The following is a 25,094-nucleotide window of genomic DNA, read 5'->3' as shown; positions in this document are numbered from 1 at the left end:
AACACCCAAATGGCTCCATAGCAGGATTTTTGGCAACAATTGCCCAAAATTCCCATTTTTAATTCTTTACTTACAGCAAAAAAGATTTATGAATAACGCTTTACGAAGTCAGTAGAATAGCAACATCCATAAGGCAGTAAGTATTCTTGCTCACCACCATCATGGCGGATCATTTTCCCTGGCTGACCGCGATCATTCTGTTTCCGCTGATCGCGGCCTTCCTGATTCCCCTCCTCCCCGATCGCAACGGCAAAACCGTCCGCTGGTTCGCACTCAGCGTCGGCGTATTGGACTTTCTATTGATGGTCTATACGTTCTGGACGCACTACGACTCCAGCAACTCCAGCTTCCAACTGGTTGAAAAATATCCCTGGCTACCGCAAATCGGCTTTAGCTGGGCCGTCTCCGTTGACGGCATCTCGATGCCCCTTGTTCTGTTGGCTGGATTCGTCACCACGTTGGCCATGTGGGCCTCCTGGCAGGTTGATCGCAAGCCCCGGCTGTTCTATTTCCTGATGTTGGTGCTCTATGCAGCCCAAATCGGGGTGTTCGTGGCCCAAGACCTGCTGCTGCTCTTCATTCAGTGGGAATTGGAACTGGTTCCGGTGTATCTACTGGTTTCCATTTGGGGCGGTCAAAAGCGCCGCTACGCCGCCACCAAGTTTCTGATTTACACCGCTGCCGCTTCGATCTTTATCTTGGTTGCTGGTTTGGCCTTGGCCCTGTCCGGCGACGGCCCCGTCACCTTTGACATCGCAGACTTGGCCCTCAAGAACTATTCCTTGGGCTTGGAACTGTTGCTCTATGCGGGTTTGTTGATTGCATTCGGGGTCAAGCTAGCCATTTTCCCCATGCACACTTGGTTGCCGGATGCCCACGGGGAAGCTTCTGCACCCGTGTCCATGATTCTGGCGGGTGTGCTGTTGAAAATGGGCGGCTATGGGTTGATTCGCCTGAATCTGGAATTGCTGTCCGATGCCCACATCTACTTTGCACCGGTACTAGCCATTCTGGGGGTGGTGAACATCATTTATGGTGCTTTTGCTTCCTTTGCCCAAACGAATATGAAGCGCCGCTTGGCCTATTCGTCCGTGTCGCACATGGGCTTTGTGTTGCTGGGCATCGCTTCGTTCACCGACTTGGGAGTCAGCGGTGCAATGCTGCAAATGCTGTCCCATGGTCTGATTGCAGCACTGCTGTTCTTCTTGGCGGGTGTGACCTATGACCGCACCCACACCCTGGCGATGGATCAAATGCGCGGCATGGGTCAACTGATGCCGAAGGTGTTTGCGCTGTTCACGGCGGGGGCGCTGGCTTCCTTGGCGCTGCCGGGGATGAGCGGTTTTGCCAGTGAGCTGGCGGTGTTTGTTGGGTTCACCAGCAGCGATATCTATAGCTCCACGTTCTGCACGGTGACGGTGTTCTTGGCCGCGGTGGGTGTGATTCTCACGCCGATTTATCTGCTGTCGATGCTGCGTCAGGTGTTTTACGGCACGAGTGCGGATCTGGCTTGCGAGGTGGGCAATGCGGGCTTGCAAAACCAGGATGTGGAAGGCGCAGTTTGTTTCGGTACCGATTGCGTGTTGCCGGATCAGGCCGTGTTCCGGGATGCCCGGAAGCGTGAGGTGGCCATTTCGATGGCGTTCCTGATTCCGATCGTGGCGATCGGGGTGTATCCGCAACTGGCCACGAAGGTCTATGACGTGAAGACGGTGGCCGTGAACTCGCAGGTGCGGGAGTCTTACACGATCGCGAAGGCCAATCCTGAGTTCTTTGCCCAGGGTCTGTTCCAACGGTCGATCGCCCAGAAGGTGGCTCAGGCTCCGACGCTGGCGGAATAGGGCAGTGGAACCGGGTTGGAAAATGCCCGGTTTCGCCGCTCGGTCAATTCATTTGGTTAACTGAATAGACTTCGATCGGGGGCGATCGCTATCTCAAGAGGATGGTCGATCGCCCCCGATTCAGTTACCAGATCCGCAAAAATACAGCCCCAAAAAAATTACAGATCGAAAAAATACAGATCAAAAAAGGGAGCCGATCGACTCCCTGGCAAGCTATCTTTTCAAGCCGCATCCAGACTCATAAGCCTGGATTAACGTCAGTTCGGGTTAAGCAGGCAGCTCAATTCCCAGCGCCGCCAAATCGAGGGACGGTTTCTTGGGCTGATGACAGTAGGCAATCAGCCCACTGAGCAGATGCACAAAAAACAAAGTATGGATCTGGAAAGCATATGACCGTAATACTGGGCGACTCATCGACGGGGAATTGGGAAATCGTGATCGTCAAACTCTAAGTCGTTTGCTGAAGCGATTATCAAAGTGGCAGGTGACGGTATATTGCACCGATGATTGGAAGCCGTATCAACAACTCTTGGACAAACACCCTGAGGCTTTCCATGTAATCAGCAAACAGGAAACAATAGCCCTTGAGAGAAACAACTCAGATAATCGTCATTGGTTTGCTCGATTTCATCGGAGAACCAAAGTGGTCTCTAAGTCAGTGCATATGGTCGATTTGACCATAGCTTTGTTTGCCAAGTTTAGGGTAAATGGAACGATTGATTTGCTACGTAACTGGCGCTTAGCATTACCAACTTGAAGCTCTCGGGAATAAGAGTGTGGCCTCTATTCTGTCTCAAAATTTTGGGAAATTAGTATAAACTGGCAACCGCTTCAGTCCATCGGTCAAACTAGGGAAGCTGCTCCCCAGTCGATCGATCGCTGTCGATTTTGCTCCGAATGCTGCCAGATCTCACGCCGCTCCGTTCTCGACTCTCAACCCTTGTGCGCCGAATTCGCCGATGGGCGCTGCTGTTGCTGGTGACCATCGGGGCGATCGGCCTGGTCAACGCCCCCCTGTGGGCCCGTAGTCCTCTGCTCCTGCGCTGGACAGAACTCGATGTTGCTCGCTCCTCGGGCATCAGTGGCCTGGCCTGGCAGGGATCCGATGGCGATCAAGAGTTCTTTTTGGCGGTTCACGACACCAAGGGAGATCGGGCCCGCACGGCGCTTTATCGGCTCAGTCAGGTGCAATGGGGCGATCGACCGCCCCGGGGCCGATCGTCCCTCGCTTGGCCCCCCGATGCCGAACTGCCGATCGACCTCGAAGCCATCAGCGCCATTCCCGGAACCGGGGACTATCTGGCCGTGACCAGTCGCGGACGAGCCTATCGGTTGTCGGCGTTGGAGAATGGTTCCTCGATCGCCGATGTTTTCCTGAAGCCAGACCCCCGATCACTGGCCGGTGAACTGACCGTTCGGGCGGTTTTTAACTTGCCCCCAACCCCGGAACCCGATCGCGACATTGAAACTCTGCGGATTGTGCGCTGGGGCGATCGCCTGGTGATCCTGTTTGCCGATCGCGGTGGCCAGGGCCGCCCCGCCACCCTCCATTGGGGTTGGTTTGACCCGGCCAGCAACGCGATCGCGCTACAAGGCAGCACCCCCGTGACCGGCCCCTTGGATTTGGCCACCCAGCGATCGCTCTCGGATTTGGTGTATTTGGCCGATGGTCGCCTGTTGGGTCTGGCCACCATTGATGGCGGTGATCGGGGCCCTTTTCAGTCGGCCCTATATTGGGTGGGGTCGCTGACTTGGGTTGAGGGTCAATGGGTTTGGCAGCCGGTCGATCGCCCGCAAAATCTAATCCAAGCGGGCAACCACAAAATTGAAGCGATCGCCCTGGCTTCGGAGCCGAACGCCACTCGCCTGTTGTTGGCCACCGATGACGAGGATTTAGGCATGGCGATCGCGTTCATTTCCCTGCAATCTTTAGGATCCCCGTAGTTCTCAGCCCTGGCTCCGGCGGCCGCAACATGGTTCCTAAAGCAGGATTTTGCTCGCTGAACCGCCCCACGGTGCAACCAGATGTGCCCCCTTGTCATCACTGCGAATTGGGCGATCGGGCGGCTGGTGGGGCCGAAAGCTCTTGAACTACGCGGCCAGAACTGGTGAATGAAACGCCCTGCTGAAAACTGGTGCTGAGCATAATCGCTTCCACGATCGGGGCCGTAACCTGTTTTTGCTCCGCGACCCACTCCACCACAAAACTGGCGCTGGAACCACCGCTGCGATCGGTTTGGGGAATGAAAAATTCTGTGCTTGCTAAGGGCGGCAACTTCAAGGCACTGCTGGCATATTGCTTGATCAGCTTGCCTTGGGAGTCGTAATACCGCACCGATCGCACCACAATCGACTCCGTGAGGCTGGTGTTGCGAATACTGAGGGTGACACTCAGCAGGAATTCATCCTGCCGATCGCCGTAATACACATGAGAGTAGGCTGGCACCAAGATGACCTGACCGGTGCTGACGGCCAGGCGATCGGGCGCGATCGCAATGCCGCCGCCGGATTGGGTGATACGCGTCAAGGGTTGTACCGGGGGCGAACCGGCCGGCACGGACGACGAAGACAGAGAAGGCGATGGGGGCGCTTGGCAACCCACCAACAGGCCCGCCACCGCGCCCATCAGTCCGGTTGGCCGGATGCGGCTGGCGGCTTGCCCGAGCCATGGGTTCCCGATGATTTTCCCGATCGACAGCATGAGGGTATGGGGGGTTGGAGAATAACCTAGAGAACAGCCCTTAAGGCATGGCCTGCAATTTCTCTAGCTCACGGCGGGCTGCGTCATAACAATCCAGTTGCCCCCGATCAAGACAGAGCTTGGCCGCCTGCCGAAAATCCGCCGCCGCCGGGGCCCGGTTCCCCAAGCCCACCTGCACCAATCCCCGCTGTTGATAGGCCATGGCATAGCGATCGTCCAGGGCGATCGCCTGGTTCAGATCGCTGAGTGTGCCTTGGGGTTCCCCCAGGGACTGGCGAGTGAGGGCGCGGTAGTAGTAGCTTTCCGGATCTTTGCTGTCTAAACGAATGGCCACCGTCAAATCGGCCAGGGCTGAGGGCAGATTGCCGCTGGCAAAGTGAGTACGTCCCCGCACCTGATAGGCCCTGGCGTTGTTGGGATCGAGCCGAATGGCTTGGGAACTGTCGGTGATCGCCCCTTCGGAGTCGCCCGCCAGCATTTTGGCCAAGGCCCGACCACGGTAAGCCGCCGACCAACTGGACTGCTGAGACAGCACTTTATCAAAGTCCGCGATCGCCCCTTTTGCATCGCTCAGTTGCAACCGCACAAACCCCCGACCCAAGTGGGCCGCACTCAACTTGCCATTGTCTTGAATGGCTCGATCGTAGCTGGCCAGAGCACTTTGCAAATCGCCCAGGCGATCTTGCGTGGCCGCCAGATAGGTACGGGCGATCGCGTCACTGGCTTCGAGCTGCAAGGCTTGGTTTAAGTCGGCCAACGCCGCATTCCAGTTGCCGCTGTTGTAGTAGGCCACGCCGCGCAAAAAATAGGCGGAACTGCTGGCGGACCAAACCAGCGCTTGGGTTGCGTCGTGGATGGCCTTGCTGTAGTCCCAGGTGCGATCGGGAGCCGGAGTTTTTCCCTCCAACATCCGCGCAATCCCCACCAAATCCGAGGGGGACGCATTTTGGTTCATCACCAATCCCGTAGGCACTTGAGACCAGCGCGACAAAATCATCTGGGCAATGGCCAACTGGGGCAACCCCGACTGCCACAGGGTCGCCAGCCCCACCACCGTGCCCAACAACCCCAACCCCCAAGGCCACCAACGTCGCCACCATTCAGCCCAAGGAATGGAGTTGCCCAGTTCTTCCTCGGCGGCGGTGGTGATGGACTCGCCAACATTCCCGCCCATCAACGGCAACAGATCCATCAACACTTCCTCGGCGCTGGCGTAGCGCTGTTGATAGGAAGGATGCACCATCTTATCGAGGACGGTTCCAAACGCCGTGCTGACGGAAATGCTGGCCCGCCAATTCAAACGGCCGCTCACCGGCTCCTGGGATCCGCGCAGGGCCTGCAATTCCTCCGAAGAAAAGCCCCCTAAGGCCTGAATCGCGATCGCCCCGACGGCATAGATATCGCTGTTGAACTGGGGATTGCCATAAAACTGCTCGATCGGCATGTAGGCCGGAGTACCCGCCGCGATCGTGCGGGCGGCGGCCGATTCCCCATCGGTTTGCAAAATTTCCTTCACGGAACCAAAGTCAATCAACACCAACCGGCCGTCAGCGCTGCGGCGGATTAAGTTGGCAGGTTTGATGTCCCGGTGAATCACCCGGTTGCCATGGACAAAGGACAAAATTTCCAGAATTTCCGCCACCATGGAAATCACCCGTTGCTCCGGGAGCGGTTCCCCCACCACCAATTCCCGCGAGAGGGGGTGGCCCGGTGCAAATTCCTTGACGAGATAAAACTGCTCGTTTTCTTCAAAAAAAGCCAACAGGCGGGGAATTTGGGGATGGGTTCCTAACCGTTGCAACATTTCCGCCTCCCGCTGAAAGAGACGGTGGGCGTTTTTGGCGGCGGTGGGGTTGGGACGCAACAGGCGCAGTTGCTTCACCACACATTGGGGATAGCCCGGCCGGCGAAGATCCGCAGCCAGGTAGGTTTTGCCAAAGGCTCCGGAGCCAAGCACTTGCAAGATGCGATAGCGCTTATCCAGCAGTTGGCCGATGGTAATAGGATCCTTGCCTAGGGATGATTTGGGAGGTCGATCGCCCGGAGGTGGAGGAGAAGGTGGGGTGTTGGGGGCCAAGTTCAGTTAGGGATGGGGCAAAAACAACGGGTTAAATGATCCAGAAACGAGGTCTGGGGAATTAGAGGGTGAGACAGACCCCAGCAGGTGAATGGATGGCCGCGCCTAGTCGCGCGATAGGTCTAATTCGTTGGGCGCAGATTGCGGAGTTAGTCGCAATCCCGGGGGGCTGAAGCCCTTTGCTGCCTAACGATCGGGTAACGGGAACAGTCATTTAACTTAATTAACTCAATCTATGGCTTGACCGATGGCTTGACCTATAGCTTGGCCGATGAAAACAAGCCGGCCGCGTGACTAGGAGGGCGGCGGGCTGGCGGCGGGGCTGGGTTCGGGTGGTGGGGCTTCGGGTTCTTCCTCATCGGACAATTTGAGATCGGTGGGCAGTTTGCCCGCTTGGATCTGTTGGATTTGGTACTGGGCATCACGGTAACAACCCAAACGGCCTTCGTCGATGCACAGCTTGGCCGATTGTTGGAAGTCGGTGAGTGCGCCGGTTTGGTCGCCCTGCTTGAGCCGAGCCACGCCCCGATCGTAATAAACCAGGGCATGTTCTGGCCGCAGCTCGATCGCCTTGTTGAAGTCTTCGATCGTGCCTTCCACTTCGCCCAAATCCCAACGGGTTAGCCCCCGATTGTAGTAGGGGTCTGGGTCGTCTGGTTGTAGTTGGATCGCAATGTTGAAGTCCTGAAGGGCGGCCTGGAGGTTACCGGCCCGCCGATGGGCTAGGCCGCGGTTTTGGTAGGCCAGGGCATAGCTGGGGTTGAGTTGAATTGCTTTGGTGGCATCGTCGATCGCCCCCTGTTGGTCATCCAGGTTCGATCGCGATAGGCCCCGATTCAGATAGGCGGGGGCCAGGAGGCGGGCCGGCACTCCCTTGGCCGCAATCACACGGTTGTAGTCCTTGATCGCCCCTTTGTCGTCGCCAATGTCGCCCCGAACGTTGCCCCGGTTCAGATAAGCCTGCACCAAGTTGGGGTCGTAGGTCAGGGCCCGATCGTAGTCCTCGATCGCGGCGCGGGCATCGCTGAGACGGTAGCGGGCGTTGGCCCGTTGGAAATAGCTGGGGGCATGTTTGGGCCGCAGGCGAATGGCCCGATCTAAATCCGCGATCGCCTTTTGATATTCCCCAATTTCCTCATAGGCGGCTCCCCGTCGGTAGAGCGCTTCCGCATTGTTGGCATCCACCTGGAGGGCTTGGCTGTAGTTGGCGATCGCCTCTTCCAAGTTTTCGGCCTTCAGTTGGTCACTGCCGCGATCGACCCAATAGCGCGATCGCAGGGGCCCCGCCAACAACAAGGCCCCAAACCCCAAACCCACCACCGCGATCGCCACCCCCAACCACAACCGGCGATCGGGCCAACGGCGTTTGGCCGCTTCCTGGGCCTCGCTGTGGGCGGGGGAGTTTTGGCTGCTGCTGGCCAGCCGGGCCCGCAGGCCGCTCATGCCCGCGCCGCTGAGATTCACCCCGCTGCCCATGGACAGGCCATAGAGTTCCTGCAAATCCCGCAGGGCATCGGCGGCCGACTGATAGCGGCGATCGAAGTAGGGAGAAATCAGCCGCTCAATTAGGGAAATCAGTCCGGGGTTAATTTGCCCGTGGTTGGGCCAATCCAAATGGGGCGGGCGATCGCCATTGTTGTCTTTGGGTTTGGGCAGGGCATTGGGCGACAACCCAGTCAGGGCTTGGACGCAAATCATCCCCACCGCGTAGAGATCGCTGTTGTAGAGCGGGTTTCCCTGCAACTGTTCCGGCGACATGTAAACCACCGAATCCGGCGAAGGGGGCGGCGTGATCGCATCAGCCCGGGCTGAGGGATTGGCAATTTCTTGAATCAAGCCAAACTCGATCGGGACAATTCGCCCATCGATCGTGCGGCGAATCAGGGTTTCGGGCCGCAAATTACGGTGAATGACCCCGTTTTTGTGGACAAAATCCAGCACTTCCAGCGTATCTTGCAGGAAACGCACCACATACTCTTCCGGTTGGGGCTGATTGGCCTTCAGCTCCTCGGCGATGGTTTGCCCCTGGATCAGTTCCTCAATGAAAAAAAGTTGTCCCTCCTGCTCAAAGCAGGCCAAAAGCTGCGGGATTCGATCGTGAGTGCCCAGCTTTTCGAGGGTTTCTGCTTTTTTCTTAAACAGCAACTGCACCACTTGCAGCGCTTTGGAATTTTTACTGGGGAATTGGAATTGCCGCACGATGCAGTGGGGCAAGCCCGGTCGGCGCAAGTCCGCAGCCAGGTAAGTTTGCCCGAACGCTCCGGACGACAGGATTTCTACGATCCGATAGCGTCGGTCGAGAAGTTGACCGACTGAGAGCGTCACCATAGGGCCAGGCTGCGTTTACTGTGTCAGCGTTCAAAGCAGTGGGTTTGTAGGGAGCGAGCGGCATCCGGGGGCAAAATTGGGCGATCGCGCGGGATGGTCGCACGCTTCAAGTTTAAACCACCCACCCGAGGGCTACGACGGCTAACACCATAACTCTTTGGGGATCCTTCGGAGGAATGGGTATGTTTTTTAACGATCCATGGGGGGATTCACTGCAAAGGAGCGTTTGAATCAGCCATTTTTAGACCATTCTTTTTTAGACCATGCTTAGGGCATTCATTTAAGTTGACTAGATCGATCGTTTCCAATCCCCTTCCAACCTGCTTTCGATTCTGGCAATTGCGAGGATCGGCCCAGGAGGAGATTGGATCCCGATCGGGATTCGGGGTTGATTAACAGGTAGCATTTTGGCTCTATCCACAAAGCAGGTGTAAACCATGTCCCGAACCGGCAAAGGGCGATCGCACTATTGGCAACTGTGGCCCTTCGTGCGCGCGGAGTCCAAGACGATCGCCCTGGCGTTGGCCTGCACGGTGGGGTTCACGGCTTTTTGGCCGGTGTTGGCCTGGTTGCCGGGGCAGTTGGCCGAGCCGATCGGCACGGGTCAGCCAGACAAAATTTTGCAATTGGCGGGCTTAGCAGCCCTGATTTTTCTGGTGCGCGGCGCGTTTCAGTATGGCCAAGATACCTTGATGGCCAAGGCGGCTTTGCGGGTGGCCATGACCCTACGGGTGCGGCTGTATGGACATTTACAAACCCTGAGCCTGGACTATTTTGAGCGATCGCAAACGGGTGACCTGGCCTATCGACTCACGGGCGATGTCGATCGGGTGGGAGACGCGGTGGGCAAGGTGTTTCACCAATTTGTGCCCTGTGTGCTGCAACTGGTGGTGGTGCTGGGATACATGATCTATCTCAACTGGCAGTTAACCTTGGCTACCTTTGCGATCGCGCCCTTGATTGCGGTTTTGATTGCTTGGTTTGGGGATCGCCTGTTGAGCTTTGCTCGCCGCAGCCAGGATCGAATTGCGGGATTGGCGGCCACGATCGCGGAAATTTTGGCGGGAATTCGGTTGGTGCAAGCCTTTGGGGCCGAACGCACGGAACTCGATCGCTTCCGGCAAGAGGCCGAAGCGGCCCGACACGCCAAACTGCAAGCGGCCCAAGCGAAGGCGGCTCAGTTTGTGATTGTGGGCTTTTTGGAAGCCATGAGCGTGTTGGTGTTGTTTTGGTTGGGAAGCTGGCAAATTGGCCAAGGCAACTTAACCGGCGCGGGGTTCATTAGCTACGTGACCGCTGTGGCCCTGTTGATTGACCCCATTTCAATCACCACCAGCAATTACAACGAATTCAAGGAAAGTGAGGCCTCGGTCGATCGGCTGTTTGAGCTGCTGGCCGTGCCGCCGACGGTGCGCGATCGCCCCGGGGCGCAACCCCTGCCCACCATCACCGGCCGGGTGGAATTCCGCGCGATCGAGTTTGCCTACCCGAGCGCGGCGGAACCGGTGCTGCAAGGGTTGGATCTGACCGTGCGGCCCGGTGAGGCGATCGCCCTGGTGGGGGCTTCCGGCGCGGGCAAAAGCACGATCGTCAATCTGTTGCTGCGGTTTTATGATCCCCAAGGGGGCCAGGTTTGCATTGATGGCATCGATTTACGAGAGGTGACCCTCAACAGCCTGCGCCAACAGATTGCGATCGTGCCCCAAGAAACGATCCTCTTTTCCGGTTCGATCGCCCACAACATCGCCCTGGGAAACCCCAAAGCCAGCCGTAGCGCCATCGAACGAGCCGCCCAAATTGCCAACGCCCACGATTTCATCAGTCAACTCTCCGAGGGCTACAACACCTGGGTGGGCGAACGGGGAGCCAACTTGTCCGGCGGCCAGCGCCAGCGAATTGCGATCGCCCGGGCCGTGTTGCGAGATCCCAAAATTCTGATTTTGGATGAGGCCACCAGCGCCCTCGATTCGGAATCCGAAAGCCTGGTGCAGGAAGCGCTCGATCGACTGCGGCGCGATCGCACCACCCTGACTATTGCGCACCGCCTGGCCACCGTGCGTGGAGCCGATCGGATTTTGGTGGTTGAAAAAGGGCAAATTGTCGAATCGGGCAGCCATGATCAGCTACTGGCCCAAAACGGTCGTTATGCCGCCTACTATGCTCGCCAGTTTCGTGAATAAAGAGTTGCAGTTTTTGGGAAAGGGTTCTGGTGAAGAATTTGGTTTGAAAAATCTTTCCTGAACGATGCTTCCTGAATACTGAATTTGGCCACTTTCCCAACCCAATCCCGATCGGGAACGTCTTCATGGCTGCTTTACAAGTTGCTTGGTCGCAAATTACACAAGCTCCCCTTTTCAGGTTGGGAACCACCCCGATCACGATCGGGTGGATGATTCAAGTGGCGTTGCTGCTGATGCTGGTGAGTCTATTCACCAAAGGCCTGCGCCAACTGCTGAAAAACATCATCCTGAAACGCTTGGGCATGAGCGAAGGAACCCGTGGAGCGGTCGCTATTTTGTTTAGCTGGAGCATGGGCGCTCTGGGTTATGTGCTGGTACTCCAAGCCATGGGATTACAATTGGAGTCCTTTGCTTTGGTGGTCAGTGGTCTAGGTGTTGGCATTGGTTTGGGACTGAAGGAATTAACCAAAAACTGGGCCAGTGGTTTGACCCTGTTGGGTGAGCGAAAACTCAAAGTCGGGGACTTGATTGAATTTAATAATAAGCTGGGCTATATCCAAGATATTTCGATTCGTTCAACTGTGATTCGCACGTTTCGTGGATCGGAATTAATTGTGCCCAACAGCGAATTAACAAATCGAATGGTTGAAAATTGGAGTTATCAAGATTGCCGAAGCCGGATTGAAATTCCCTTAAAAGTGGTTCCGACTAGCGATCTTTCAGTCGTGACAGAAATTTTGCTGGCGGCGGCTTTTACTCACTCACAGATTTTGCGATCGCCCCCACCCAAGGTGATGTTTCAAGGCTTTCAAGAAGGCAGCATCAGTTTGGAACTTTGGGCCTGGGTCGATCGCGTTGATCAACGTGCTGGCATTCGCAGTGCTCTCCACTTTGCGATCGCCCATGGTTTGCGACAACATCAGATTCAGCTTGCACCAACCCTTCCTCATTGGGTTGCGGCCGAGTCGGAACCCTCAGCGGCCGAGGCCGGGGCGATCGCTCCGGCAACTGTTCCCAACGAACCCCTCAAAGACCTACTGCAATCGATCGACTACTTTCAAAGTTTCACCCCCCTGGAAATTGAGTTTCTGATCCAATTAGGCTACCGGCGGCAATTAACAACGGCCGAGATTCTTTATCAGCAAGGGGATGGGGCCCATGAATTTTGCATTGTTTTGAAAGGGGCGATCGAAGCCATTTTTGAAAATCAACGCATTAGCCGCCGGTTGTTTTCCTTCACAGAGGGTGAATTTTTTGGTGAATTGCCGCTGATGTTGAATGTGCCTTATCCCACCACCATGCGAGCGGCGGAACCGACCGAACTTTTTTTGATTCACCGTGATGGGTTTCAACTACTTCTGAATAACCATCCCCATTTGCTGGAGGTGATTTCGCAGGCCATGGGCGATCGTCAAGATGTGTTGGAAAGCTATCGCCACCATCTAGAAACAGCGGGCCTCTTGGAAGATTCCGAACCGAAAAGCCTAATGGCTAGATTTCAAAACCAACTTCGCCAATGGGTTAGTCATTGGTCTGCTTAATTGCTTCCTGAAATTTGATCCAGAATATTTTTAAATTTTTGACTGAAATTTTTGACCGAAATCTTTCACTAAATTCCCGTCTTGATTTCAACGGAAGCATCTTAAATTGTTTTTCACGCTCATGTGATCAGTGAGTAATGTCTCTTGGGCTAAATTATGGTCAAAGAGTTCGTAGGGGCCCTTGCTCAGACCCAAATACTTAAACGCAATTTAATCTGCCAGTGGAGTCCCAAGTCCTAATGAATTTGCTAGATTGAAAGTCACGACTATTAACTCTGCCATTCATTGGGAATCGTTCTGTGAGTTCATCTCCTCAGCTTCTAAGTCCTTTCACGTTTGGTGACTTAACCCTCAAAAATCGCGTGGTTTTGGCTCCCCTAACCCGCGCCCGTGCAGGGGTGGAGCGCCTGCCCAATGCCTTGATGGCGGAATATTATGCCCAGCGATCGAGTGCTGGCCTTTTGATTAGCGAAGCCGCCGTCGTTTCTGAGCAGGGCATTGGTTGGCAAAACTCTCCCGGCATTTACAACGATGCTCAAACGGAAGCCTGGAAACAGGTCACCCAAGCAGTACACGATCGGGACAGCAAAATTTTCCTGCAACTGTGGCACTGTGGCCGCGCTTCCCACAGCAGTTTCCGCGCCGATGAGTCGCTGCCGGTTTCGGCCTCCGCGATCGCCATCAGCAACGACCACATCCACACCCCCACGGGCAAACACCCCTACGAAACCCCGCGCGCCCTGGAAACCGACGAGGTGGCGGCAGTGGTGGAAGACTATCGCCGGGCCGCCGAACGAGCCAAGGCGGCGGGTTTTGATGGGGTGGAAATTCACGCGGCCAATGGCTATTTGATTGATCAATTCCTGCAATCCAAAACCAATCAACGCACCGATCGCTACGGTGGCAGCCTGGAAAATCGCTATCGGTTTCTGAGCGAAATTGTGGCAGCCGTAATCACAGTTTTCCCGTCCGATCGGGTGGGGGTTCGGCTTGCGCCCAATGGGATTTATAACGATATGGGTTCGCCGGATTATCGGGAAACCTTTACCTACGCGGCGCAACAGCTCAATGCACTGAATTTGGGCTATTTGCACGTTATGGATGGCCTAGCAATTGGGTTCCATAACTTGGGTGAACCGATGACCCTGAGCGAGTTTCGATCGGTATTTTCAGGCCCCTTGATGGGCAATTGTGGCTACACCCAAGAAACGGCAGAAGCGGCGATCGCGTCGGGGAATGCAGACTTGATTGCTTTTGGGCGACCTTTCATCAGCAACCCGGACTTGGTTGAGCGGTTTGCCCATGATTGGCCCCTGGCTCCGGAAGCTCCGTTGGAGGTTTGGTACGCTTTTGACGAAAAGGGCTACGCGGATTTTCCCGCCTATCAAGCATCGTAGGCCGCTTCGACTTGCATAGCGCTGAAATAGGCTAGGAATTCCTTGAAAAAGCTGAGGAAATCAAGGAATTCCGCTAAAAAACAAGGGGCTTAAGCCCCTTGTCTGTTTGATGCTCGATATCCTCTTAATGCTGGATATCCTCCCCGCCTTTACTTGACCTAAACCAAATATTCCTGGAGGGATTTCACGGTTAGGGGTTGGGATTGGAGCGATCGAATGGCGGCGGCTGTGGCCTTGGCCCCGGCGATCGTGGTGATGATGGGCACTTTGTAGACCAGGGCCGTGCGCCGAATGGCTCGATCGTCGAACTGGGCTTGCTCCCCGGCGGGCGTGTTAATCACCAACTGCACCTGACCGTTGACGATCGCATCGCGAATGTTGGGCCGGCCCTCATGGATCTTCAGGGTCAATTGCACGGCTTTGAGGCCATGCTCATGGAGCACTTTGCGCGTGCCTTCGGTGGCCAGCACTTCAAAACCCAAGTCCAGCAGTTCCTTCACCACCGGCACGATCGCCGCCTTGTCGCGACTGTTGACCGACACAAACACCGTGCCGGCTAGGGGCAACCGTTGACCCGCCCCCAGGGCTGCCTTGGCGAAGGCCGTGCCAAAGTCTGGATCCACGCCCATCACTTCCCCGGTCGATCGCATTTCCGGCCCCAGAATCGTATCGGTGCCCGGGAATTTTTCAAAGGGCAACACCGCTTCCTTGAGGGCAAAGCGATCGGGGATCACTTCCTGTTCAAAGTCCAGCTCGGCCAAGGTTTTGCCAGACATTACCCGCACGGCCATTTTGGCCAAGGGCACCCCGATCGCCTTGGAGACAAAGGGAACCGTCCGCGAGGCCCGGGGATTCGCTTCCAGGATATACACCTGGGGTTGGCCATTGTCGCCCGTGACCACCGCGAACTGAATATTCATCAGCCCCACCACCTTCAGGGACTTGGCTAGGTCGATCGTCCAGCCACGGATGGTGTCCAGGGCGCTGGCCGGCAGCGAGAAACTGGGAATGGCGCAGGCGGAGTCACCGGAGTGAATCCCGGCCTGCTCGATGTGTTCCATGATCCCGCCGATCGTCACGTTGCCGCCGTGGTCGGCGATCGCATCCACATCCACCTCGATCGCGTTTTCCAGATACTTATCAATCAAGATTGGGTGATCCGGTTCCACCTGCACCGCCACGGTCATGTAGCGTTCCAGATCCGCATCGGAATAGACAATCTCCATGGCTCGACCGCCCAACACATAGCTGGGCCGCACCACCACCGGATAGCCAATCCGCCGGGCAATATCCAGGGCTTCACCATAGCTGCGAGCAATGCCGTTGGGGGGCTGCATGATGTTCAGTTCCCGCAACACATGCTCAAACCGTTCCCGGTCTTCGGCCATGTCGATCGAGTCGGGCGAAGTTCCCCAAATTTCCGTTGGCAGGTCGGGGTTGCTTTGCAAAGCCGTCAACAACGGAACCGACAGTTTCAGGGGTGTTTGACCACCAAACTGCACAATCACACCCTTGGGCCGTTCCGCTTCGATGATGTTCAGCACATCTTCCTTGGTCAGCGGTTCAAAGTAGAGCCGATCGCTGGTGTCGTAGTCCGTGGAAACCGTTTCCGGGTTGGAGTTAACCATGATTGTTTCGTAGCCATCCGCTTGCAGCGCAAAGGAAGCATGGCAACAGCAATAGTCAAACTCAATCCCCTGGCCAATTCGGTTGGGGCCGCCACCCAGGATCATCACCTTTTGTCGATCGCTCGGCAGGGTTTCCGTTTCCGCCGCCACGGTTTCCGCTTCGTCACCGGTCAACACCAGGCTGCTGGTTTCATAGGCGGAGTAGTAGTAGGGCGTATAGGCTTCAAATTCGGCGGCGCAGGTGTCCACGGTTTTGTAAACCGGCACAATGCCCAAGCCTTTGCGATAGGCCCGCACTTCGTCTTCGCTGGTTTTGGTGGCGTAGGCAATTTGTCGATCGCTGAAGCCCTGTTGCTTGGCCGCCAGCAGAATTGCAGCGCTCATGTCCTTTAAGGGCGTGCGCTTCAGCAGCTTTTCGGTTTCCAGAATTTCTTGCAGCTTATCCAGGAACCAAGGATCAACGCCGGTCAGTTCGTAAATGTCCTCCACGCTCATGCCTAGCTGCATGGCATAGCGCAGGGTAAAGACGCGCTCCGGGCTGGGGGTGCGCAGGCTCGATCGAACCTGTTCCAGGCTGGGAATTTTTTCATCCCGATCGCAGCCCCAACCGGCCCGACCCGTTTCGAGCGATCGCAGGGCCTTTTGGAAGGATTCCTGGAACGTCCGCCCGATCGCCATTGCCTCACCCACGGATTTCATTTGGGTGGTCAGCACGGCCGGAGTGCCGGGGAATTTCTCGAAGGCAAACCGGGGAATTTTGGTGACGACGTAATCGATCGTCGGTTCAAAGGAAGCCGGGGTTTTTTGGGTGATGTCGTTGGAAATTTCATCCAGGGTGTAGCCCACGGCCAGCTTGGCGGCGAACTTGGCGATCGGGAAGCCCGTGGCCTTGGAAGCCAAAGCCGAGCTGCGCGACACCCGAGGATTCATTTCAATGACGATCACATCGCCGTTTTCCGGGTTTACCGAAAACTGAATATTGGAGCCGCCGGTTTCCACCCCAATTTCCCGGATGATCTTGATCGAAGCATCCCGCAGCCGCTGATATTCCTTATCGGTGAGGGTTTGGGCCGGAGCCACGGTGATCGAATCGCCCGTATGCACCCCCATCGGGTCAAAGTTCTCGATCGAGCAGATAATCACCACGTTATCGGCCAGATCGCGCATCACCTCCAGCTCGTATTCCTTCCAACCCAACAAGGATTGCTCAATCAGAATTTGTGAAACGGGGCTGGCATCCAAACCCGACTGGGCAATTTCTTCAAATTCCTCTTGGTTGTAGGCAATGCCGCCGCCGGAGCCGCCCATGGTGAAGGCCGGGCGAATAATCAGCGGGTAGGAACCAATTTGGCGTGCCACATCACGGGCTTCTTCCAGGGAGTTGGCCAACCCCGAGGGGCAAACGCCCACGCCAATTCGCTCCATGGCTTCCTTAAAGAGCTTGCGGTCTTCGGCCATTTCGATCGCCGCCAGCTTGGCCCCAATCAGCTCCACACCATAGCGAGCCAGCACGCCGCTCTTGGCCAAGGCCACGGCAATGTTCAGGGCCGTTTGGCCGCCCATGGTGGGCAGCAAGGCATCGGGCCGCTCTTTAATGATGATTTTCTCAACCACTTCCGGGGTGAGCGGCTCAATGTAGGTGCGATCGGCCATTTCTGGGTCGGTCATGATCGTGGCTGGGTTGGAGTTCACCAGCACGACCTCGTACCCTTCGGCCCGGAGCGCTTTACAAGCCTGAGTACCGGAGTAGTCAAATTCGCAGGCCTGACCAATCACGATCGGGCCGGAACCAAGGAGCAGAATCTTGCGAATGTCGTCGCGGCGGGGCATAAGGGCAATCCCAGGGGACTAGCGATTTCGATCGACCACGGGCCGCCCGGCCCGAGATCCTGCCTATTGTACGAGGTGCGATCGTCCCGTCAATGTTTAGGGCGCACTGTTCTCCGGCCCGGTTTCGCTTTGGGTTCCTACCCCAGGCCCGCGATCGGCGGCCAAAGGGGCGAAAAAGTTTTTTAGAAAATCTTCTGGAAGACCGCCCAGAAAATTTTTTTAGAAAATTTCAGAAAAACGTTTGACAAATTCGGGTTTATCCGCAAATATGTATATCGCTGAAGGCGCGGGACGCGAAACGAAAGCGCTCCAAAAGCCAAAAAGCAATTTGGGTCTGTAGTTCAATTGGTTAGAGCACCGCCCTGTCACGGCGGAAGTTGCGGGTTCGAGCCCCGTCAGACCCGTTCAAAAGGTAAAGTTCAAGACTAAAGAGCGAAGAGCGTCAGCTCCGAACCCGAATTGAACCTACATCGTCACTGATGTTGCTTCTATTGCTTCAGTCTCAACCAGGCAGGTCGATCCTGTGCGATCGATCCTTAGGGCCTGTCGTCATTTCCATCGCCGTAGGGGTTGGGTCTCCCAACCCTAACCCGGGCGATCGCCACAACCCTGTCCACCCCTGGGAATACCCAAGGATCACGGGAACTGGGCGGGGAAACCCCGCCCCTACGACTGATTGGTTTAAAGAACGAGGCCATCAGGATTTCAGGCAATTTGACGACAGGCCCTAAGCCCCTTGTTATAACGATTGGGGCATGGAAAATCAGGCGAGTTCGAGATTAGTTTCCGGGGTCTTCAAACTTATAGCCGGCCCCAATCACCGTTTTCAGAAATTGGGGATTTCCGGGATCCGGTTCAATTTTCTTGCGCAGGCGGGCCACATGGGTGTCCACCACTCGCTCATCGCCAAAAAAGTCATCGCCCCAAAGTTTGTCGATCAGTTGGCTGCGGCTCCAGACCCGGCCCGGATAGCTGAGGAAGGTGGCCAACAGATTGAACTCCAAGGTGGTGAGGTCAAGATCTTCGGAATCGTGATCGGGCAGGTGGCGACGGGCCACGCGCCGATCGCTGTCGAGGCTGAAGTGGTGGGTGGCGTAGGTGGGGGTCAAGTCCCGATCGCCCCCGGTTCCGGCCTGGCGCAAACTGCGACGCAACAGCGCCCGCACCCGAGCCACCATCTCGCGGGGGCTAAAAGGCTTAACTAAGTAGTCATCCGCACCGGTTGACAGGCCCACAACGCGATCGAACTCTTCGCCCCGCGCCGTCAACATCAAAATATAAGGATCCTTGTCGCCGGGTTTTTGGCGGATGCGGGCACAGACTTCGAGGCCATCAATGCCCGGAATCATCCAATCCAAAATGACTAAATCGGGCTGCGATCGATAAAACTGCTCGATCGCCGCTTGGCCATCGTGACAAACCCCACAGGTGAACCCTTCGCGATCGAGCGTGCCGCGCAACAACTCCGCAATCTCCGTGTCATCTTCCACAATCAGAATTTGCATGATTTGCAGGGCCTCATCCGTGTCGCGATCACACCAAACACATCAAAAAACAGGTCGAAAAACAGGTCGAAATCACACCGAAGCTTTGAGCATTTTGAGCCAATCTTCAGCCCATCCTGTCCCAGGATCACACCCCCATCCCGGCCATGGGCCGATCGCACTTTCCCTTTCTGGGTGCTGATGGGCGATCGGGTTAGCTCCAGGGTGAAGCGGGTCTTTCGTCCTCAGCATAGCGCTCGGAAACTGGGGCGATCGCGCCGCAGATCCTTTGCAGCAGCCATTCTCAGCTCGATCGGCTCAAATAAAGAACTGTAACAGTTCTGGCCGGGGGGGTATGGCTCAACACAAAGCCAGTGCTAGGATTTCCCGTAAATTCGCAAGACTTTTTAGAGACTAGCGAGACAAAAAGCGATGTCCGAAAATCCTACACCTGAAACCAGCGGCCTCACGGGCCAAACGCCGAAATTTGGCGGTAGCACGGGTGGCTTGCTCTCGAAGGCTAACGTCGAAGAGAAATACGCCATTACCTGGACCAGTACCAAAGAACAAGTTTTTGAAATGCCCACCGGTGGCGCTGCCGTCATGAACGCAGGCGAAAACCTGCTGTTCTTGGCCCGCAAGGAGCAGTGCATCGCCCTTGGTAAGCAACTGCGCACCAAGTTCAAGCCCAAAATCGAAGACTATAAGGTCTATCGTATTTATCCCAACGGCGAACAGGAGTTCATCCACCCCGCCGATGGCACCTTCCCCGAAAAGGTGAATGCTGGTCGCGACTTCAACGGTAAGAAGGATCGCCGCATTGGCGAAAACCCTCAGCCCGCAACGGTCAAGTTCAGCGGCAAGCAAACCTACGAAGTGTAGGTTTTTGGGGTTGCCCATGGTGGGCGCTTGGATGGGCGAGGGGTTGAGCTTGAATTGCAAGGCGGTTTTTGACTCCTGCACTTAAACCGCTAATTTGCTCAGAATTCTGCTTGACCGCTCCGCTTGATCCCTGTGTTTGTCCATGGGCTGGGGAATTTTCCCCGATTCCAAGACTGCCAAATCGACTCAATAAACGGGCCGCTTCCCTGCTTTGGGGCGGCTCGTTTTTGTTTTGGGCTTGTCTGTTTTGGGCTTGCCTGTTTTGGGCTGGCTGATTACCGGTGCTGTGCCATTGCATTCCTACGCTGGGACATCGACACCATGGGGCGATCGCCCGATCGGAGAAGTTTTGGTGCAAGGAATCCAGACGGTTGCTAGTATTTTGAGACTTGCTCATCTGCTGCTGACCCATGTTGCCCGACTTTAGCCAATTTTCGGAACTCGCCCGCCAAGGAAACTTCGTCCCGGTTTATCGCGAGTGGGTTGCGGATTTGGACACGCCGGTTTCGGCCTGGTTGCGCACTTGCCAGGGCCAACGCTACAGCTTCTTGCTGGAGTCGGTGGAAGGGGGCGAAAACATTGGCCGCTATAGCCTTTTGGGTTATGACCCCCTGTGGGTGCTGGAAGCGCGTGGAGATTTGGCGGTGCAAACGTTCCGGGATGGGACGGTGGTGGAGCACCGGGGTAATCCGTTTGAAATTCTGAGCAGTTGTTTGGAGTCGGTGCGGCCGGTGAAGCTGCCACAGTTGCCCCCGGGAATTGGCGGGCTGTTTGGCTTTTGGGGCTATGAGCTGATCCAATGGATTGAGCCGCGTGTGCCGGCCTATGGGCCCACGGAGGCGGATTTGCCCGATGGGCTGTGGATGCAGGTCGATCGCCTGATGATTTTTGATCAGGTGAAGCGCAAGGTGTTTGTGATTGCCTATGCGGATTTGCGGGATCCGGCGGTGGAGCTGCGCCAGGCCTATGAGGTGGCCTGTGGGCGGGTGGATGAATTGATCGATCGCCTCCAAGGCAGTATCGATCGCCAAGAATCACTGCTGCGTTGGACTCCGGCCACCCAGAGCGATCGCCCGCCCTTGAACCCTCGCAGCAACACCACTCGCGAAGCCTTCCATGCCAACGTGCTCAAGGCCAAGGAACACATCAAGGCCGGCGATATTTTTCAGGTGGTGATTTCCCAACGGTTGAGCACGGATTTTGAAGGGGATCCTTTCGATATCTATCGATCGCTCCGGTTGGTGAACCCTTCGCCCTACATGGCCTATTTCCAATTCGGTGATTGGCAATTAATTGGTTCCAGCCCGGAAATCATGGTCAAGACCGATCGCCAAGTTGATGGAACCATTCAAGCCACCGTTCGCCCGATCGCCGGTACACGCCCCCGAGGAGCCAACCACGCCGAAGATGAAGCCCTGGCGGCGGATCTGTTGGCAGATCCCAAAGAAGTGGCCGAACACGTGATGTTGGTGGACTTAGGCCGCAATGATTTGGGGCGCGTTTGCAACAGCGGCACGGTCACGGTCAATCAACTCATGACGATCGAGCGCTACAGCCACGTGATGCACATCGTGAGCAACGCGATCGGGCAAGTGGCGGGCGATCGCACGGCTTGGGATGTGTTGGCTGCCACCTTCCCCGCCGGAACCGTCAGCGGTGCGCCCAAAATTCGTGCCATGGAGATCATTCACGCCCTGGAAGGCTGTCGGCGCGGCCCCTATTCCGGAGCCTATGGCTACTACGACTTTGAGGGGCAACTCAACACCGCTATCACCCTGCGCACGGCCTTGGTGCGCAACCGCGCTGATGGCACTCACGAAGTGTCGGTGCAAGCGGGCGCGGGCCTGGTGGCGGACTCGGATCCCGAAAAGGAATACCAGGAAACCTTAAATAAGGCGCGCGGCGTGCTGGAGGCCTTGCGTTGCTTGCAAGGTTAATTCAGCAAGGGTTGACCCTAGCAACTTGGAAGAACCGCCACTCAAAACGCCTGAGCGCCTTGATGCAAACTGGAATTAGGGCGCTGGCTGCACTGCCAAATGTTTCAGCAGCAAGCTCACCCGAGGGCCATAGCCTTCCAGGTATTCCATGGGCAAATGCACGAGCACCACAAAGGGGCGACCCGCCATTTCCCCTAGATAAAGCTCTCCGGCGATCGGCTCGCCTTTGTCGGTGCGCATGAAGGCGATCGCCCGTTTCACCCAACCAAACCGCTTGAATTTGGGGTCGTCGCTCGATCGAACAATGCTGGCCCGATTCGTGGCCAACCAGCCATTGGGGCCCGTATAGCCTTGCCACAACTGTTCCGGCGTGGTGGGCGTTTCCGGAACAATCACACTGACATAGGCTGCTTCGTTGCGGACTGCTCCCCCCTGAGCCACAAACCGGGCGATTGCGCGGCCCCCTTGGCGATTCAGGATCGGGGCAAAATCTTCCCGAGCCAAATAGGTCACCACTGGAAATCGATCGGGCGCAAACCGCTCCAGCTCGATCGACTCCGGCTCCCCTTCAACCATGATCGTTTCGGTGATGCGGGCGGGCGGTGTGGGCGTGGCTTGGGCAACCGGCGCGATTGATTGGGGAGCGATCGGCACAACCGGCGGGCGATCGGCTCCGGTCACGGGCCCTCCCATTGAACAAGCACCCAACAAAAGCAAGGTCAAGACTGCACGCATCACGATTTTGTCTCCCAGCAATTCAGCATTCGCGAAGTTCAACAGCAATTCAGCAGAAGTCCAGCAGACGTTCAGGCATTTAGTTGCTCCCTTGCTGAACCGCTCATCCCTTCAGTAATTTGGCAATTCGGTAGCTTAAAAACAGCAAATCAGGACAACTATCGGTATAAATCAGTAGAGGTCAGGGGCCAGTAGGGCTAAGCGATCGGCGGAGCTGAGAGTTGAACCTGCTCGGTTTTGCCTCCCCCAGTCCACCACCCCATTGCTATTTCCACCACTAATCATCAACAGACGGGATAGAAATTGATCAGAATTCAAAGCAGCAGTTAAGTAAAGATTTGCAATCAGGAATTACAACCCGATTTGCAATTCAGCCCTCTCGAATCACATGATTCCCCGTCTGCCATTCACCAACCTTGTGAGGCGAGCTCCTGGATAAGTTGCTATCGCCTAACAATCCACAACTATTCCTGACAGAGGGCATCGAATCAGGCTACGGTAAACACGGCGCTATTTGCGCCCAGCGTCTACATTTTTTACCTGCATCTTCCCGATTTTTTTCCTTTAAGGTGTGCATCATGCAAATAGCATCTGAGCCAAAGCCGTCACTCAGGGAGTCATGTCAACACTTCAGTTCTATCAAGCCCTGAGTGGGCGACTTCGCAATTGGTCGTGGGAATGGTTACTCATTGCCTTGCCGGCCCTGGCGGCCCTCATCAGTGGAGCCATCACCTGGCGGTGGCAACTTCTGATTTTTTCGGAGACCGCCCCAGAGCTGAGCCAGATGGTTCCCCCAGTCAGCACTGTGGCAATGGTGGCTTTTTTGAGTACCTCAGCAGCCAGTGTGATTGGGTTTTGGATTGCCCGCCAAACCTGCGCCCAGGCGATCGCCCATTCTTGTTCTCCTCAGGATTCTGATTCCCATTCCCGTTTGCTGTTGGTCAATCGTTTCGATCGTCATTCTCATTCTCATTTTCATTATTCTTTCGATATCAATCAACATCCTCATTCCAATTTCAAGATTAGTTCTGAATTTGAAGCTGATGGTTCTGCATTTGTTAATGATCATCAAGGAGAAGATAGCCCCAGTAACCGTCATCAAGGGTTGAATGAACCGGTTAACGAACTGGTTCATGGGCAAGTGAATGATCAAAATGATCAAGAAGCTGATGATCAAGAAACTGATGATCAAGAAGTTGAGGAAATGAATGACGAGGCCAATCCTGAAGCAACGGATTTGGCAGAGATTGACATTACAGATTTGGCAGAAATTCCGGAAGATTCGGCCGATTGGGATGGTTTAGATGGGCGATTTGTGCCCACCCAATTTCTGCAATTGTTGCAGCGGTCAACCTTGGCGGAAGTGAGCCTGGGAGACTATACGGAACGAACCATGGCGGTCATGTTTGCCGATATTCGGGGTTTTACGACCCTTTCGGAAACCATGTCCCCTCAAGAAAATTTGCGTTTTTTGAATGCCTATTTGGGTCGAATGGAGCGAGCGATCGCCCAACATAATGGGTTCATCGACAAGTACATTGGCGATGCCATTATGGCCCTGTTTGAAGGGGATGCTGACCTGGCAGTTGATGCGGCCATTTCGATGCTCAAGGCGCTGAGTGAATATAACCAGGAGCGCTTGCAGGCAGGGCGATCGGCCATTCGCATTGGCATTGGCTTGGATACGGGGCCGCTGATTTTGGGCACAATCGGGGGCGTTCACCGCATGGAAACCACCGCGATCGGGGATGCGGTGAATTTGGCTTCTCGCCTAGAGGAATTAACGAAGCAATATAGTGTTTCGATTTTGGTTTCCCATCGTCTATTGGCAGCGCTGCATAACCCCTCTAAATACAGCATTCGGTTTATCGATCGGCTGTATGTGCGTGGCAGAACTCAACCTGTGGCGGTTTATGAAGTCCTGAATGCCGATCCGATTGAATTGCAAACCCTCAAGCGTGCATCCAGTAGTTTATTTGAGGAAGGAGTCCTGCGATTCCATCGTCGGCAATATCGGGAAGCCGCTTCTTTGTTTGAGGAATGCCTCAGCATGAATCCGACCGATCGCGCAACTCATATCTATTTGCAGCGATCGGTTTTGGCGGGTTTTCCACCTTCTGAACATACCTGGCAATTAATTAAGGGCAAGGTGATTCATAAGCGCAAACGCTACCGAGGACGGCGACGGGCCCGATCGCGCTGATGATCGTGCTGATGTCTTGAGCCAAAGCCTGCGGGCCCTCACCGGAACCGGCACTTGACCCACCATTGACTCCCGATCAGCTCCAGAGTTGACATCCCCGCCAAGCTGTAGCGTAATTGATGGGAACTTGCCCCGATCGCTGTTGCAGCCTTCATCCATTCCCCGCCATCCATTGCCGTCGGTACTGCGATGAATGCGAGATCGCCGGAGTTTCCTGAAGGCTAGGATTTCCCGAAGCTAGGGTTTCCTGAACAGGATCTCGGATGCCGTTCCAGATGTGGAGTTGCAAAATGGCGCGGCTCAATGGCGCGGTTCAATGGTGCGGTTGTG

General features: G+C 55.7%; 14 protein-coding genes, 1 tRNA gene and 1 pseudogene. 10 read left to right on the top strand and 6 right to left on the bottom strand.

The window, feature by feature from the left end:
- The first annotated feature begins 158 nt into the window (after nt 1–158).
- The 3 genes and pseudogenes from H6G52_RS07005 to H6G52_RS06995 all read left to right on the top strand — a co-directional run bounded on the left by H6G52_RS07005 (nt 159) and on the right by H6G52_RS06995 (nt 3,785).
- Entirely contained in the window at nt 159–1,841 is a 1,683-nt protein-coding gene (locus H6G52_RS07005; protein ID WP_099533614.1) for an NAD(P)H-quinone oxidoreductase subunit 4, read from the top strand.
- A gap of 361 nt (nt 1,842–2,202) precedes the next feature.
- Nucleotides 2,203–2,598 (top strand): annotated as a pseudogene (locus tag H6G52_RS07000) (IS1 family transposase); the annotation flags it as partial.
- A 140-nt stretch (nt 2,599–2,738) separates the two neighbouring features.
- Nucleotides 2,739–3,785: a hypothetical protein gene (locus tag H6G52_RS06995; RefSeq protein WP_190527331.1), complete on the top strand. Its 1,047-nt coding sequence runs from the start codon at nt 2,739–2,741 to the stop codon at nt 3,783–3,785.
- A 97-nt stretch (nt 3,786–3,882) separates the two neighbouring features.
- Here H6G52_RS06995 and H6G52_RS06990 read toward each other — a convergent pair whose 3' ends face one another.
- From H6G52_RS06990 to H6G52_RS06980, 3 genes are all read right to left on the bottom strand, one after another.
- Nucleotides 3,883–4,542: a DUF3124 domain-containing protein gene (locus H6G52_RS06990; RefSeq protein ID WP_199312230.1), complete on the bottom strand. Its 660-nt coding sequence runs from the start codon at nt 4,540–4,542 to the stop codon at nt 3,883–3,885.
- Between the two features lie 40 nt (nt 4,543–4,582).
- The gene (locus H6G52_RS06985) at nt 4,583–6,619 is read right to left on the bottom strand and encodes a serine/threonine-protein kinase (protein WP_190527329.1); all 2,037 of its coding nucleotides are present in this window, start codon (nt 6,617–6,619) and stop codon (nt 4,583–4,585) included.
- 294 nt (nt 6,620–6,913) lie between these two features.
- Nucleotides 6,914–8,947 carry a serine/threonine-protein kinase gene (locus tag H6G52_RS06980; RefSeq protein ID WP_190527327.1) on the bottom strand — a complete coding sequence of 678 codons (2,034 nt, stop codon included), beginning with the start codon at nt 8,945–8,947 and terminating at the stop codon, nt 6,914–6,916.
- A 437-nt stretch (nt 8,948–9,384) separates the two neighbouring features.
- On the opposite strand from H6G52_RS06980, the gene H6G52_RS06975 reads away from it, so the two are divergent.
- From H6G52_RS06975 to H6G52_RS06965, 3 genes are all read left to right on the top strand, one after another.
- Nucleotides 9,385–11,127, top strand: coding sequence for an ABC transporter ATP-binding protein (locus tag H6G52_RS06975; protein ID WP_190527325.1), 1,743 nt, complete (start codon nt 9,385–9,387; stop codon nt 11,125–11,127).
- A 125-nt stretch (nt 11,128–11,252) separates the two neighbouring features.
- A complete protein-coding gene (locus H6G52_RS06970) occupies nt 11,253–12,668 on the top strand; it encodes a mechanosensitive ion channel domain-containing protein (RefSeq protein ID WP_190527324.1) in 1,416 nt (471 codons plus the stop codon).
- 299 nt (nt 12,669–12,967) lie between these two features.
- On the top strand, nt 12,968–14,065 hold the full coding sequence (locus H6G52_RS06965; protein ID WP_190527322.1) for an alkene reductase: 1,098 nt from the start codon (nt 12,968–12,970) through the stop codon (nt 14,063–14,065).
- Between the two features lie 158 nt (nt 14,066–14,223).
- Here H6G52_RS06965 and carB read toward each other — a convergent pair whose 3' ends face one another.
- Nucleotides 14,224–17,523, bottom strand: a complete 3,300-nt coding sequence (carB, locus tag H6G52_RS06960) for a carbamoyl-phosphate synthase large subunit (protein WP_190527320.1) — start codon at nt 17,521–17,523, stop codon at nt 14,224–14,226.
- Nucleotides 17,524–17,853: 330 nt separating this feature from the next.
- Here carB and H6G52_RS06955 point away from each other — a divergent pair.
- Nucleotides 17,854–17,927 (top strand) — tRNA-Asp (locus tag H6G52_RS06955).
- Nucleotides 17,928–18,302: 375 nt separating this feature from the next.
- On the opposite strand, the gene H6G52_RS06950 is transcribed toward H6G52_RS06955, so the two are convergent.
- Nucleotides 18,303–19,028 carry a response regulator transcription factor gene (locus tag H6G52_RS06950; protein WP_099535626.1) on the bottom strand — a complete coding sequence of 242 codons (726 nt, stop codon included), beginning with the start codon at nt 19,026–19,028 and terminating at the stop codon, nt 18,303–18,305.
- 411 nt (nt 19,029–19,439) lie between these two features.
- Here H6G52_RS06950 and H6G52_RS06945 point away from each other — a divergent pair, with 411 nt between their 5' ends.
- Both H6G52_RS06945 and H6G52_RS06940 read left to right on the top strand, forming a co-directional pair.
- Nucleotides 19,440–19,889, top strand: coding sequence for a photosystem I reaction center subunit II PsaD (locus tag H6G52_RS06945; protein ID WP_099535524.1), 450 nt, complete (start codon nt 19,440–19,442; stop codon nt 19,887–19,889).
- 410 nt (nt 19,890–20,299) lie between these two features.
- Nucleotides 20,300–21,826, top strand: a complete 1,527-nt coding sequence (locus H6G52_RS06940) for an anthranilate synthase component I family protein (RefSeq protein ID WP_190355357.1) — start codon at nt 20,300–20,302, stop codon at nt 21,824–21,826.
- Nucleotides 21,827–21,901: 75 nt separating this feature from the next.
- Here H6G52_RS06940 and H6G52_RS06935 read toward each other — a convergent pair whose 3' ends face one another.
- A complete protein-coding gene (locus H6G52_RS06935; protein WP_190527318.1) occupies nt 21,902–22,564 on the bottom strand; it encodes a hypothetical protein in 663 nt (220 codons plus the stop codon).
- A gap of 616 nt (nt 22,565–23,180) precedes the next feature.
- Here H6G52_RS06935 and H6G52_RS06930 point away from each other — a divergent pair.
- Nucleotides 23,181–24,764, top strand: coding sequence for an adenylate/guanylate cyclase domain-containing protein (locus H6G52_RS06930; protein WP_190527316.1), 1,584 nt, complete (start codon nt 23,181–23,183; stop codon nt 24,762–24,764).
- Nucleotides 24,765–25,094: the final 330 nt, after the last annotated feature.

This window comes from Limnothrix sp. FACHB-881, from assembly GCF_014698135.1.
Taxonomy (GTDB): domain Bacteria; phylum Cyanobacteriota; class Cyanobacteriia; order CACIAM-69d; family CACIAM-69d; genus CACIAM-69d.
The sequence above is the reverse complement of the archived record's forward strand: the minus strand, read 5'-3'. Positions and strand labels throughout refer to the sequence as shown.